Below are 14,573 nucleotides of genomic sequence, written 5' to 3'. Positions count from 1 at the left end.
CGGAAAGTTGATAGCGAAATGCCGGCCCCATTCCAAGCCGGTTGCGCTTAACGCGGCCGGGCCTGCTGGTGTAGGCTGCACTGTGGAACGCCTCCAAGGAGCCCATCCGGGCCAACGAGAAAATTCAGGGCAAACGCACCATGACCCAGTTCAACGAGACCGAACTCACCGAAGCCGTCGTCAAGAGCTTCGACAATACGCCTGATGCGCGGGCAAAATTCCTGCTCCAGGAATTGGTGAAGTCGCTGCACGATTACGTGAGCAAGACCGGTCTCACCTTCGAGGAATGGGAATACGCCATCGATTTCCTGACCCGCACCGGCCACAAATGCACCGACACAAGGCAGGAATTCATCCTGCTCTCCGACGTGCTCGGGGTCTCCATGCTGGTCGACGCCGTCAACCACAGGGATCGCGAGGGCGCCACCCAGACCACGGTGCTCGGCCCGTTCTATGTCGGCGAGCACAAGGTCACCGCGCACGGCACCGACATCTCGCCGAACAATCAGACCGGCGAACGGATGTTCGTGCAGAGCCGCGTCACCGACCTCAAGGGCAAGCCGCTTGCGGGCGTTCCCGTCGACGTCTGGCATGCCGACGATGACGGCTTCTACGATTCACAAAAACCGAACTACGACGAGGTCGGTGCCTCGGCGCGGGCGCGCTTCATCACCGACGCCGACGGCCGCTTCTTCTTCCGCACCATTTTGCCGTGCAGCTATCCGATCCCGACCGATGGCCCTGTCGGCGAGATGATCACGCAGACCAAGCGCCATCCGATGCGCCCCGCTCATGTGCACTTCCTCGTCAATGCGAAAGGCTATGAGCCGCTGATCACCCACGTCTTCATGGACGGCGACAAATATCTCGATTCCGACGTGGTGTTCGGCGTCAAGGACGACCTCGTCGCCAAGGTCGAGCCGCGCAACGACCCTGAGATGCCCGACGGCGCCAAGGCAAACGGGCAGTGGCACCTGATGACCTACGAATTCCACCTCAAGCCCGGCGGCGGCATGGCGCCGAAGCCGCTGGGGGTGAAGGCTGCGGAGCCGGCGTGAGGAATTCTCGCTAGAGCGCGCTTCTAGACCGCTCGGTAGTCAGGGCGCGTGCGACGTCCGCTGTGCTTCTGGTAGCTGCGCAACAGCGGACCTCACTGGATGTCCGAGTTGGGCCAACAACAAACATACTGCGAACATAAAGAAGACGCGAGGCGAGCCGGCCTTAACGCCCCCGGAGCGTCCCGATCAAGCAGGACGGATACCGCCTGTTCGTGCAGCGCGTGGGTTCACATGCCACTCCCTCCGCCACCGCCGCCGCCACCACCAGCTTGTCTGGACGCTTCGAGATTTCTGTCTAAACGACTGGGTTCATTAGGCGCGTAACCGAAAGCTCCCGGATAGCCCTTCTTCGATCCCATTGTTTGTAGCTCATGCAGCGGAGCGTAGCCGGGGACGCCCGGGTGATGTCTCTTAGAGATCTTATGCTGCAGACCAAGTGCTTTGCCTGGTACACCCTGCGCAAGCGCGGCTGGTGCGGCGGCGATGAGAGCGGCGGCACAAAGTGCGATGATCGTTGTCTTCACTTTTCGGTCCTCCCTCCTTGAAACAAAAGAGCCCGCGTAGCGGATTCAACGCCGTCACGACGGCATAGTCGAGCGCAAAAACGTCTAGCCGCAATCAACCTTTAAACCCGGCTAATCGCGCGATGTTTGGGCTATTTGGCCGATGTCGCATATGGGTCACCAGCGGCAATGCTCTGGCGAACGATAATGGTTCCACTTGGCCGCTAGAAGTGGACGTCTGCGCCCTATCGCCCGTGCAGCAGCGCCAGCAGCACGACGACTGCGCAAGCAAGCGCTGCCGTGGTCAGCTTCCAGAACATCAGCGGGCTGCGCTCCAAGAGCGGCGTGATCCGTGTGTCGAGATAGGCCGGATTGGGCGTGCGAAGCTCGAAGACGAATTCGGACAGATCCTCGTGCCGCTTGTAGGGATCCGGATGGAGCGCGCGCCTGAGCGCGCCGTCGACCCAGGCCGGCACGTTGCGATCGTCGCCGGCCGGGCGATATTGAAGTCTCCGCACGTCTGCCTTGCGCCGGATCCTGGCGATCTGGGTGCCATAGGGAAGCGTTCCCGTCAGCATCTGGTAGCAGATCACGGCCAGCGAAAACATGTCGGAGCGCGGCGAGCCGCCTTGCCCCAGAAAGTACTCCGGCGCCGTGTACTGGACCGTTCCCAGGATGTCGTCGGCCTCGTCTCGCGGCGCGGCTTCCGCGACGCCCGCGACCCTGACCGACCCGAAGTCGATGATCTTCGCGGTGCCCGTCTTGTCGATCAGGATGTTATCGGGCCTGAGGTCCTGATGCAGCATTTCCATGCGGTGGAAGGCGCGCAGCCCCGCGGCGATCTGCTCGACCAGCCCACGGACGGTTTCGAGATCGGGGCGCGGATTGTCGGTCATCCACTGCTTCAGCGTCTGCCCTTCGACGAATTCGGTCGCGACGTAGAGATAACTGCGCCGTCTCGACTGTGACAGCGGCTTCAGCACGTGCGGGCTGTCGATCCGGCGCGCGATCCACTCCTCCATCAGGAAGCGCTTGAGATAGGCGGCGTTGTCGCGCAGATCAATCGACGGCAGCTTGAGCGCGACCGGCGCCTCGGTCTCCACATCGACGGCGAGATAGATATGACTGCGGCTGCTGCCGTGGATTTCCCGGATGATCCTGTAGCCGTCGAAGATCGCGCGCGGCTCCGGCAGCGGCGGAAGCGGCAACTGTGACGTCTGATTGAAGATGCCGGCCGGCTCGCGCTGCGGCACCGCGTCGATGCGCAGGATCTGGACGGTGATGTTGTCGTCGCTGCCGCGCCGGTAGGCTTCCTCGACGATCGCCTTTGCCGCCCCGTCGAGCTCGGCTGCGTGCTCGCCGAGTGCGCTGGTGATGAAGCGCTGGTCGACGAATTCATAGGCACCGTCGGTCGCCAGGATAAAGGTATCGCCGGCCTCGATCTCGAAAGCCTGGTAGTCGATCTCGATCTGCGGATTGATGCCGAGCGCGCGGCCGAGATAGGTCTGCTCCGACGACACGATGATACGGTGATCGTCGGTCAGCTGCTCGAGCGCCTTGCCGGCGACGCGGTAGACGCGACAGTCGCCGACGTGGAAGATGTGCGCCGTGGTCGCCTTGATGACCATGGCGGTCAGGGTGCAGACATAGCCCTTGTCGCGGTCATAGGCATATTGGCTCTTGCGCGTCTGCGCGTGCAGCCAGGAATTGGTCGCGTCCAGCACGCGGCGGGCGGAGGTCTTCACCGTCCAGGATTCCGACGTGCAGTAATAGTCCATCAGGAAGCTCTTGACCGCCGACTCGCTGGCGATCTGGCTCACCGTGCTGCTCGAGATGCCGTCGGCGAGAACGGCCGCGATGCCCTTCAGGCTGAGCAGAGGCTCTTCCGGAATCAGGACGCCGTGAAAATCCTGATTGACGGGCTTGCGCCCCTTGTCGGAGTGCTGGCCGACAGAGATCAGGAGTCCGCGGGTCATCGTCATCACCAGGCGAAGGGAGCCTCACCCTGGTCGGGCGAGGCTCCTCTGTCGAGACGTATCAGGCCGCAACGCGGGTCGGCGCAGCCTTGCCGGCCTGGCGCTTCGGCTTGGTCATGACGTGGGTGGCATAGAGGGTCATGCCGGTGAAGGCGAGGCCGCCGACGAGGTTGCCGAGCACGGTCGGGATCTCGTTCCAGATCAGATAATCCATGATCGAGAATTTGGCATGGAGCATCAGGCCCGACGGGAACAGGAACATGTTCACGACGGAATGTTCGAACACCATGTAGAAGAACAGCATGATGGGCATCCACATCGCGATGACCTTGCCGGGGACCGAGGTCGAGATCATGGCGCCGACGACGCCGGTCGAGACCATCCAGTTGCACAGCATGCCGCGCATGAACAGCGTCGCCATGCCGGCCGCGCCGTGCGCGGCATAGCCGAGCGTTCGGCCTTCGCCGATGTTTCCAATCGCCGCTCCGACCTTGTCGGGGTCTTGCGTGAAGCCGAACGTCGTCACGAAGGCCATCATGAAGGCGACGGTGAAGGCGCCGGCGAAGTTGCCGACGAAGACGAGGCCCCAGTTGCGCAGCACGCCGCCAAGCGTGACGCCGGGACGCTTGTCGATCAGGGCGAGCGGCGAGAGCACGAACACGCCGGTGAGCAGATCGAAGCCGAGCAGGTACAGCATGATGAAGCCGACGGGAAACAGTATCGCGCCGATCAGCGGCTGGCCGGTGTTCACGTTGATGGTGATGGCGAACCATGCGCCGAGTGCGAGGATGGCGCCGGCCATGAAGGCGCGGATGGCAGTATCCCGGGTGGACATGAAGATCTTGGACTCGCCCGCATCCACCATCTTGGTGACGAATTCCGAAGGCGCGAGATACGACATCAATGGTTCCTTTTGCTTCGTAAGTGAGATCGACACGCCCGAGAGAGCGCAGCTGAACATCATTGGCCGTGCGGACAGCTCTGCCGCGCACGAGGGCTATGGAAGGTCTGGAAGCCTTGGGAATCGCGTCACGAGGACTGAGCCGGGAGGGCCGCGAAGCAGTTGAGCTTCCGGGATGCAGCCGCCAGAGGCTGCAACAATGCGGCAAGCCGCAGTCTTCGTTGACGTCGGTGAAGAAGCAAGTTGCGTGCCGTGTGGGTGTGTTGGAAAAGGCTAGCGATATCAATCAGATGCCGCACGCGTTCAGCTGACTTTTGCGGACGCGCGGCCTTTTGCTTGGGCGGCTGCATAAGATTTGTGCGGCGCACAAGGAATGAGCAATCCGCAAAATCCGCGTGCGCAGCAGGCCTGCGACAGTCTGGCGCGGCGTCAATAACCAATTCATTTTTCGACATTTTTCGGAGTGGCGGGCTTGGCATGAAGCTTGAATCATTCAAGCCGACGCCATTGAAGCCGTCCCGCGAGACTTCTCATCCGATTTGCCGACGCCACCAGACGGGGGTCTCCCCCGCCATGCGTTCGCATGCGCCTGTTTCTGGCGTCACGGACGGACGGGCCACTCGCGCGCACTGACGCCATCAATTCTGCAACGATGCAAAGGACGACACTGCCTATGACCAAGCGCACCCGCCAGCCCTCGGGCCTGAGCCGCCGTCAATTGTTGAAGGCCGCCGGCAGCACCGCCGCTCTTCTCGCCGCCGCCAAGCTGAATTTCCCCGCCGGCGCCTTCGCGCAGGACGCAGGCCCCGAGGTCAAGGGCGCCAAGCTCGGCTTCATCGCGTTGAGCGATGCCGGTCCGCTCTTCGTCGCCAAGGACAAGGGCCTGTTCGCCAAATTCGGCGTGCCCGACACCGACGTGCAGAAGCAGGCCTCATGGGGCACCACGCGCGACAATCTCGTGCTCGGCTCGGAGGGGAACGGCATCGACGGCGCGCACATCCTGACCCCGATGCCGTATCTGATTTCCGCCGGCAAGGTGACGCAGAACAACCAGCCGACCCCGATGTACATCCTGGCGCGGCTCAATCTCGATGCGCAGTGCATCTCGGTCGCCAAGGAATATGCCGACCTCAAGGTCGGTGCCGACGCGTCGGTGCTGAAGGCGGCGTTCGAGAAGAAGAAGGCCGATGGCAAGTCGGCCAAGGTCGCGATGACCTTCCCGGGCGGCACGCATGACCTCTGGGTCCGCTATTGGCTCGCCGCCGGCGGCATCGATCCCGACAAGGACGTCGAGACCATCACCGTGCCGCCGCCGCAGATGGTGGCGAACATGAAGGTCGGCACCATGGACGCGTTCTGCGTCGGCGAGCCCTGGCCCGGGCAGCTCGTGCATCAGGGCATCGGCTACACCGCCGTCAACACCGGCGAGATCTGGAGCAAGCATCCCGAAAAGTCGCTCGGCATGCGCGCGGCCTGGGTCGACAAGAACCCGAAGGCTGCCAAGGCAATCCTGATGGCCGTGATGGAGGCGCAGCAATGGGCCGACAAGATGGAGAACAAGGAAGAGCTCGCGACCATCATGGCGAAACGGCAGTGGATCAACTGCCCGGTCGAGGACATCGCCGATCGCGCCAAGGGCAAGTTCGACTACGGCAATGCCGGCAAGGTGGTCGAGAACTCACCGCATATCATGAAGTACTGGCGCGACTTCGCCTCCTATCCGTTCCAGAGCCATGATCTCTGGTTCATGACCGAGGACATCCGGTGGGGCAAATATGAAGCTTCCTTCGACAGCAAGGCCCTGATCGGCAAGGTCAACCGCGAAGACATGTGGCGCGATGCGGCCAAGACCCTCGGTGTCGCAGCCTCGGAGATTCCAGCCTCCACCTCGCGCGGCAAGGAGACCTTCTTCGACGGCAAGGTGTTCGATCCCGAAAATCCGGCTGCCTATCTGAAATCGCTCGCGATCAAGCGCGTCGAAGTCTGATGGAACCCGCGGCCGCCGTCAGGCGGCCGCGTCGTCCTTTGAAGCCGGAGAGGGATTTTCAATGAACATGCCTGCCACGAAGATTGAGGTTGAGACTGCGACGCCTGCGGGTGCTTCCGCGCCGGTCGTCGCGATGACGCTCAAGCGTCCGCCGCGCAGAGAGGCCTACGCGCGTATGGCGAGGGAGACCGCCGTGCGCGTGATTCCGCCGCTGGTCGTGATCGCGCTGCTGACGCTGGTGTGGGAGCTGGTGTGCCGCCGCGCCGGCTCGGCGCTGCCGCCGCCGTCAAAGGTGTTCAAGGACACCAAGGAACTGATCTTCGATCCGTTCTTCGATCATGGTGGCATCGACAAGGGCCTGTTCTGGCATCTCTCTGCAAGCCTTCAGCGCGTCGCGCTCGGCTATTCGTTGTCGGCGATCGCCGGCATCGCGCTCGGCGTGCTGGTCGGGCAGTCGGTCTGGGCGATGCGCGGGCTCGATCCGCTGTTCCAGGTGCTGCGCACCATCCCGCCGCTGGCCTGGCTGCCGCTGTCGCTCGCTGCGTTCCGCGACGGCCAGCCATCGGCGATCTTCGTCATCTTCATCACCTCGATCTGGCCGATCATCATCAACACCGCGGTCGGTATCCGCAACATCCCGCAGGACTACCGCAACGTCGCCGCGGTGGTACAGCTCAATCCGCTCGAGTTCTTCGGCAAGATCATGATCCCGGCGGCGGCGCCCTACATTTTCACGGGCCTTCGCATCGGCATCGGCCTGTCCTGGCTCGCCATCATCGCAGCCGAAATGCTGATCGGCGGCGTCGGCATCGGTTTCTTCATCTGGGACGCCTGGAATTCCTCGCATATCAGCGAGATCATCCTTGCGCTGTTCTATGTCGGCATCGTCGGCTTCGTGCTCGATCGCCTGATCGCGGGTCTCGGCAAGATCGTCACCCGCGGCACGGCGCAGAACTGAGGGAGAAGGGCACATGACCGCCTATCTGAAGCTCGACCATATCGACAAGGTCTTTACCCGCGGTGCCGCCAGCACGGAGGTGCTGAAGGACATCAATCTCACGATCGAGAAGGGCGAATACGTCTCGATCATCGGCCATTCCGGCTGCGGCAAGTCGACCCTGCTCAACATCATCGCAGGCCTGACCGGCGCCACCACCGGCGGCGTGCTGCTCGAGAACCGCGAGGTCAACTCGCCGGGGCCCGATCGCGCGGTGGTGTTCCAGAACCACAGCCTGCTGCCGTGGCTGACCGTCTACGAGAACGTCAAGCTCGGCGTCGACAAGGTCTTTGCCAGGACCAAGTCCCGCGCCGAACGCGACGCCTGGGTCATGCATAATCTCAACCTGGTGCAGATGGCCCACGCCAGGGACAAGCGTCCTTCGGAAGTCTCCGGCGGCATGAAGCAGCGCGTGGGCATCGCCCGTGCGCTGGCGATGGAACCGAAGGTGCTGCTGCTCGACGAGCCGTTCGGCGCGCTCGACGCGCTGACCCGCGCGCATCTGCAGGACTCGGTGATGGCGCTGCATCAGAAGCTCGGCAACACCATCCTGATGATCACCCACGACGTCGACGAGGCGGTGCTGCTATCCGATCGCATCGTCATGATGACGAACGGGCCGAGCGCGCGCATCGGCGAGGTGCTGGAGGTGCCGCTCGCACGTCCCCGCAAGCGGCTCGATCTTGCGACCAACTCCACCTATTTGAAGTGCCGCCACCGCGTGCTCGAGTTCCTCTACGAGCGTCATCGATTCGTCGAGGCCGCGTAAACCAAGGTTTAACGTGGATGATAAACGCGCCTAAATAATCGACACCTCGCTCAATCCTTGTGCGCCGCACAAGGATTGAGCGAATCGCAAAATTTGCGAGCGAAATACACCTGGAAGAATTTCGGGCAATGCGAACAAGCCCCTGAATTCCCTGTATTTCCCGAACGCGCGCAATTGGCACGGAAATTGAAATACCTTTTCCGACGCCAACGACGACGTCCCTCAACATCATCAATCAGCATCGTGAACTCGCCACCGGGGCATGGCCTCGGCGCGCGCCTCCGCGTGGAGGCTGAGCCTGCAACGACGCAGCGGTGAGCCTAGAAGGGATTATCAATGACGACGAATCCGACTCGAAATCCGACGTGGATTTCTGATTGGCGCCCCGAAGACGAGGCGTTCTGGAATGCGGGCGGCAAAGTGATCGCCCGGCGTAACCTGATCTGGTCGATCGTGGCCGAGCATATCGGCTTCTCGGTGTGGCTGATCTGGAGCATCGTCACCACCAAGCTGCCGCAGGCGGGCTTCCACTACACCACCGACCAGCTGTTCCAGCTCGTCGCGGTGCCCGGGCTGATCGGCGCATTGATGCGCTTCCCCTATACGTTCGCGGTCACGACCTTCGGCGGCCGCAACTGGACCATTTTCAGCGCGGCTGTCCTGTTCATCCCGACGCTGTCGCTCGCCTATTTCGTCGGCCAGCCCGACACCCCGTTCTGGCTGATGCTGCTGATCGCATCGACCGCGGGTCTCGGTGGCGGCAATTTCGCCTCCAGCATGACCAACATCTCCTTCTTCTTCCCTGACCGGATGAAGGGATGGGCGCTGGGGCTGAACGCGGCCGGCGGCAATATCGGCGTCTCCAGCGTGCAGCTCTTGACCCCGATCCTGATGACGCTCGCGGTCATCAACCTGTTCCAGGCGTCCCCCGTCGACGGCATCTTCCTCCAGAACGCCGGCCTGATGTGGGTGCTGCCGATCGCGATCGCGGTGTTCGGCGCGGTGTTCTTCATGAACAACCTGACCACGGCCAAGTCGTCGATCAAGAACCAGCTTGCGGTGGTCAAGCGCAAGCACACCTGGATCATGGCGTATCTCTATATCGGAACATTCGGATCCTTCATCGGCTACTCGGCGGCGTTCCCGCTGCTGATCAAGACGCAGTTTCCGGCGATCTCGATCTCGATCGCGTTCCTCGGGCCGCTGGTCGGTTCGCTGTCGCGACCGCTCGGCGGCTTGCTCGCCGACAAGATCGGCGGCTCCATCCTCACCTTCTGGAATTTCATCGCGATGGCGGGCGCCACCGTCGGCGTGCTCTACTTCGTCGGGCACAAGGACTTCACCGGCTTCCTTGCGATGTTCCTGATCCTGTTCGTGACGACGGGCATCGGCAACGGCTCGACCTACCGCATGATCCCCTCGATCTTCCGCGAGCAGAACCTGTTCAGGGTGCGTGGCAAGGGCGATGCGGCGCGCGCGGCGGCGTTGAAGACCGCGAGCATCGAGAGCGGTGCGGCGGTCGGCTTCATCGGCGCGATCGGCGCGGTCGGCGGCTATCTGATCCCGACCGGTTTCGGCAAGTCGATCGCCATGACCGGTGGTCCCTCGCTCGCGCTCGCGATCTACCTCGCTTTCTACGCCTCCTGCCTCGGACTGACCTGGTGGTTCTACCTGCGTCGCAGCCCGCAGGGTGAGGGCGCGTCAAGCCTCGCGGAAGCGCGAGTCTGAGTTTGGCACGAATGTCGCTTCTCCCCGTACGCGGGGAGAAGACTCTCTGATGACGTTTGACCCATGAACCTTGTTCGCAACGGCGCGGACAAAGGCAGACCGAAACAGACAGGAGAACATCATGACTTCAGAACAGATTGCCCTCGTCCAGCAGAGCTTTTCCAAGGTCGCGCCGATTTCAGAGGCGGCCGCGGTGCTGTTCTACGATCGCCTGTTCGAGGTGGCGCCGTCCGTGCGCGCGATGTTTCCCGAGGACATGACCGAGCAGCGCAAGAAGCTGATGGGCATGCTCGCGGCCGTCGTCGGCGGCCTGTCGAAGCTCGAGACGATTCTTCCCGCGGCCTCGGCGCTCGCCAAGCGTCACGTCGCCTATGGCGCCAAGGCCGAGCACTATCCGGTGGTCGGCGCGACCTTGCTCTGGACCCTCGAGAAGGGCCTCGGCGAGGCCTGGACGCCCGAACTCGCCACGGCCTGGACCGACGCTTACGGCGTCCTGTCCGGCTACATGATTTCCGAGGCCTATGGCGCACAGGCGCAGGCCGCCGAATAGGAGATGCCTTGTGAGTGAACCGCTGGTCATCGTCGGTAACGGTATGGCGGCCGCGCGTCTGGTCGACGAGCTCGCCAAGACCTCGCTCGGCCGCTACGCGGTCGCGGTGATCGGCGAAGAGCCGCGGCTCGCTTACAATCGCGTGCTGCTCTCCTCCGTGCTGGCCGGCGAGACCGGCTCGCACGAGATCGAGCTGAGGCCGGCGGACTGGTGGCGCCATCGCGGCGTCACCGTGCGCTACGGCTATCGCGTCACCGAGATCGACACCGGCCGCCGTGAGCTCAAGATCGAAGGTGAAGAGAGCGTCGAATATTCCAAGCTCGTGCTCGCCACCGGCTCGACGCCGCTGCGGCTCAACGTGCCGGGCGCCGATCTCACCGGGGTGCACACCTTTCGCGATACGCGCGACGTCGATCTGCTGCTGACGCTCGCTGCGGCGAAGAAGCGTGTCGTCGTGGTCGGCGGTGGCCTGCTCGGACTCGAAGCGGCCTATGGCCTTGCGAAAGCCGGCGCGCCGGTGACGCTGCTGCACATGATGGACCGGCTGATGGAGCGCCAGCTCGATCTGCCGGCGGCCGACCTGCTGAAGACGCTGGTCGAGCGCAAGGGCATCCGCATCCTGCTTAACGCCTCCACCGCCCGCATTCACGGCGAGGGCCATGTCGAAGCCGTCGAGCTCGCCGACGGCACGCGCATCGAGGCGGATGCCGTGATCTTCGCCGCCGGCATCAGGCCGAATGTGGCGCTTGCCAAAGAGGCGGGCATCGCGGTCAACCGTGGCATCGTCGTCAACGACGAGATGCAGACGGCCTCGCCCGACATCTACGCGCTCGGCGAATGTGCCGAGCATCGCGGCACCTGCTACGGCCTGGTCGAGCCCGCTTACGAGCAGGCGCGCGTGCTGGCGCGGCATCTCGCCGGCCGTCCCGCCGCCTATCAGGGCAGCGTGGTCTCGACCAATCTGAAGGTCTCCGGCGTCAGCGTCTTCTCCGCCGGCGACTTCATGGGTGGGGACGGCAGCGAGAGCCTGGTGCTGTCAGACCGCAGGCGCGGCACCTACAAGAAGCTCGTCATCGCCGACGGCCGGCTCACCGGCGCGGTGCTGATCGGCGATACCGTCGATGCGCTCTGGTATCTCGAGCTGATCCGCAATCGCGACAAGGTGACGGCGATCCGCACCGACATGATGTTCGGCCGCGCGCTGGCGCGTCCTTCCAAGGCGGCTTGATAAGGCAGCTCGATATGACGGCGATCGATCCCACGCTCCGCGCCACCAAGACGACCTGTCCCTATTGCGGCGTCGGCTGCGGCGTGCTGGCGACGCCCGACGGCAACGGTGGCGCGGCGATCGCGGGCGACCCGGATCATCCCGCCAATTTCGGCCGGCTGTGCTCGAAGGGCTCCGCGCTCGGCGAGACCGTCGGGCTGGAGAGCCGGCTGCTCTATCCGATGATCCGCTGCAAGGGCGTGCTGGAGCGTGTCGCCTGGAGCGACGCGCTCGATCACGTCGCCCATCGCATGCAGCACATCGTGGCGCGCGACGGCGCCGATGCGGTCGCGTTCTATCTCTCGGGCCAGCTCCTGACCGAGGACTATTACGTCGCCAACAAGCTGATGAAGGGCTTTGTCGGCACGGCCAATGTCGACACCAATTCGCGGCTCTGCATGTCGTCCTCGGTCGCCGGCCATCGCCGCGCCTTCGGTGCGGACACCGTGCCCGGCTGCTACGAGGATCTCGACCAGGCTGACTTGCTCGTGTTCGTCGGCTCGAACGCGGCCTGGTGCCATCCCGTGCTGTTCCAGCGCATGCTGAAGAACCGGCAGGAACGCAGCGCGCGCATGATCGTGATCGATCCGCGCCGGACCGACACGGCCAGCGACGTCGACCTGTTCCTCGGCCTCAAGCCCGGCACCGACACCGCGCTGTTCTCCGGCCTGTTCGTCCATCTCGCCGACAATGGCGCGCTGGACCAGGATTACATCGCGCAGAACACGTCGGGCTTCGATGACGCGCTGACGCGCGCGCGCAACATCGCCGGCAGTGTCTCCGCGACCGCACTGGCGACGGGTCTGTCCGAACAGGACGTCGCCACCTTCTTCAAGATGTTCCGCGACACCGAGCGAGTCGTCACGCTCTATTCGCAGGGCGTCAACCAGTCGGCGCAGGGCACCGACAAGGTCAACGCGATCCTGAACTGCCATCTTGCCACGGGACGCATCGGCAAGCCGGGCGCCTCGCCGTTCTCGCTCACCGGCCAGCCCAACGCGATGGGCGGCCGCGAGGTCGGCGGCCTTGCCAACCAGCTCGCCGCGCATATGAACTTCACGCCGCCCGACATCGACCGTGTCAGGCGGTTCTGGAAGGCGCCGCGCATCGCCACCCATGAAGGGTTGAAGGCGGTGCAGCTGTTCGAGGCGATCAACCGCGGCGAGGTCAAGGCGCTCTGGGTGATGGGCACCAACCCGGCGGTGTCATTGCCGGACGCGGACGTCGTACGTGAAGCGCTGAAGAAGCTCGAGCTGTTCGTGGTGTCCGAGAACGTGCTCTCCAACGACACCGTCGAGGCCGGCCCGCATGTGCTGCTGCCGGCGCTGGCCTGGGGCGAGAAGTCGGGCACGGTGACCAACTCCGAACGCCGCATCTCGCGCCAGCGCTCGTTCCTGCCGGCGCCGGGCGAGGCGCGGCCGGACTGGTGGATTCTGAGCGAGACCGCAAAGCGGCTCGGCTTCGGCGACAGCTTCAACTACAAATCCGCCGCTGATATTTTCCGCGAGCACGCGGCGCTTTCGGCGTTCGAGAACGATGGCAGCCGCGATTTCGACATCGGCGCGCTGACCGCGCTCTCGGACGAGGCCTTCGACGCCTTGAAGCCGGTGCAATGGCCGGCGCGCGAAGGCGAGGCGGCCGGCGAGCGCTTCTTCGCGAACGGCGGCTTCTTCACCAATGACGGCAAAGGCCGCTTCGTCGCGCCGGAGGTGCCGTCGCTGCGCGGCGAAACCGGCCCGTCGCGCCCGCTGCGGCTCAACACCGGACGTATCCGCGACCAGTGGCACACCATGACGCGCACGGGGCTCAGCCAGCGTCTCGGCGCGCATCTGCCGGAGCCGTTCGTCGAGATCCACCCGGATGATGCCAGCAAACACGGCATCGCGCATGACGGCTACGCCCGCATCACCACCGATTACGGCCAGTGCATCCTGAAGGTCGTCGTCAGCGACCGTCAGCAGCGCGGCACGCTGTTCGCGCCGATCCACTGGAGTGCGATGAGCGCCTCGCACGGCCGCGTCGGGGCGCTCGTGCAGTCCTTCACCGATCCGTTCTCGGGCCAGCCGGAGTCGAAAGCCACGCCGGCGGCGATCTCGCCTTATGAATACGTCTTCCGCGGCTTTGCGCTGTCGCGCAAGCAGCTCGATCTGCCGCCGAACCTGATGTGGACCCGTGTCACGGTTTCGGGCGGCTTCGGCTATCTCTTCGCCGACAATGCGGATCTGTCGCGCTGGCCGGCCTGGCTCGACGGTGTCGCCGGCGAGGATGTCGCCGACTATCGCGACTTCGGCGGCGGCGTTTATCGCGCGGCCTCGTTCGCGGGCGACCGCATCGAGACCTGCCTATTCGTCGGCCCCGCGCATGATGCCGGCGACTGGGAGGTGGTGAAGAGCCTGTTCGTGGCCGATCACGTCACCGACGAGCAGCGCCGCATGCTGCTGTCAGGCAAATCGACGGAGGGCGCGGCCTCGACCGGCCCCATCGTCTGCGCCTGCTTCGGCGTCGGCCGCGGCACCATCTGCGACACCATCGCGAGCGGCGCGCGCACGGCGGCCGAGATCGGCGCCAAGCTCAAGGCCGGCACCAATTGCGGGTCATGTATCCCCGAGCTGAAGCAGTTGATCGCGACGACGGAAGTGGCGCCGGCGAAGCAGGCGAAGGTCGCGGCGGCTGCGGGGTAGGGGATCTCTCCAGACTGGGAGACTGTCTCGTGCCCCGGACGCTGCGCAGCACGAAGTGATGCGCTGCAGAGCCGGGGCCCATCTCACAGCAGAGTGTTTGGCCTTTCTGGGTCCCGGCTCTGCGCAGCAGCGTTTCACGCTGCAGCGCGTCCGGGA

Annotated in this window: 10 protein-coding genes; 8 read left to right on the top strand and 2 right to left on the bottom strand. The window is 64.1% G+C overall.

What is annotated here, in order from left to right; genetic code table 11:
* Positions 1-140 precede the first annotated feature (140 nt).
* Entirely contained in the window at positions 141-1,058 is a 918-nt protein-coding gene (locus AB7G19_RS31740) for an intradiol ring-cleavage dioxygenase (protein ID WP_085404435.1), read from the top strand.
* Between the two features lie 748 nt (positions 1,059-1,806).
* Here the strand turns inward: AB7G19_RS31740 and AB7G19_RS31735 are convergent.
* Positions 1,807-3,543, bottom strand: coding sequence for a bifunctional protein-serine/threonine kinase/phosphatase (locus tag AB7G19_RS31735; RefSeq protein WP_167768251.1), 1,737 nt, complete (start codon positions 3,541-3,543; stop codon positions 1,807-1,809).
* A 55-nt stretch (positions 3,544-3,598) separates the two neighbouring features.
* Entirely contained in the window at positions 3,599-4,438 is an 840-nt protein-coding gene (locus AB7G19_RS31730) for a formate/nitrite transporter family protein (protein WP_028146778.1), read from the bottom strand.
* Between the two features lie 673 nt (positions 4,439-5,111).
* Between AB7G19_RS31730 and AB7G19_RS31725 the strand changes: the two genes are divergently transcribed.
* The 7 genes from AB7G19_RS31725 (at position 5,112) to AB7G19_RS31695 (ending at position 14,417) form a co-directional block, all read left to right on the top strand.
* A complete protein-coding gene (locus tag AB7G19_RS31725) occupies positions 5,112-6,425 on the top strand; it encodes a CmpA/NrtA family ABC transporter substrate-binding protein (protein ID WP_085404433.1) in 1,314 nt (437 codons plus the stop codon).
* A 61-nt stretch (positions 6,426-6,486) separates the two neighbouring features.
* Positions 6,487-7,383 carry a nitrate ABC transporter permease gene (gene ntrB / locus AB7G19_RS31720; protein WP_085404432.1) on the top strand — a complete coding sequence of 299 codons (897 nt, stop codon included), beginning with the start codon at positions 6,487-6,489 and terminating at the stop codon, positions 7,381-7,383.
* 13 nt (positions 7,384-7,396) lie between these two features.
* The gene (locus AB7G19_RS31715) at positions 7,397-8,191 is read left to right on the top strand and encodes an ABC transporter ATP-binding protein (protein ID WP_085404431.1); all 795 of its coding nucleotides are present in this window, start codon (positions 7,397-7,399) and stop codon (positions 8,189-8,191) included.
* Between the two features lie 336 nt (positions 8,192-8,527).
* A complete protein-coding gene (locus AB7G19_RS31710; protein ID WP_085404430.1) occupies positions 8,528-9,919 on the top strand; it encodes an MFS transporter in 1,392 nt (463 codons plus the stop codon).
* Positions 9,920-10,040: 121 nt separating this feature from the next.
* Positions 10,041-10,469, top strand: a complete 429-nt coding sequence (locus tag AB7G19_RS31705) for a globin family protein (protein WP_014497011.1) — start codon at positions 10,041-10,043, stop codon at positions 10,467-10,469.
* 10 nt (positions 10,470-10,479) lie between these two features.
* On the top strand, positions 10,480-11,697 hold the full coding sequence (locus AB7G19_RS31700; protein ID WP_441268729.1) for an NAD(P)/FAD-dependent oxidoreductase: 1,218 nt from the start codon (positions 10,480-10,482) through the stop codon (positions 11,695-11,697).
* A 14-nt stretch (positions 11,698-11,711) separates the two neighbouring features.
* Positions 11,712-14,417: a nitrate reductase gene (locus tag AB7G19_RS31695; RefSeq protein WP_085404428.1), complete on the top strand. Its 2,706-nt coding sequence runs from the start codon at positions 11,712-11,714 to the stop codon at positions 14,415-14,417.
* Positions 14,418-14,573 lie beyond the last annotated feature (156 nt).

This window comes from Bradyrhizobium sp. 215_C5_N1_1 (assembly GCF_052075935.1).
GTDB classification, from domain to species: domain Bacteria; phylum Pseudomonadota; class Alphaproteobacteria; order Rhizobiales; family Xanthobacteraceae; genus Bradyrhizobium; species Bradyrhizobium barranii.
The sequence above is the reverse complement of the archived record's forward strand: the minus strand, read 5'-3'. Positions and strand labels throughout refer to the sequence as shown.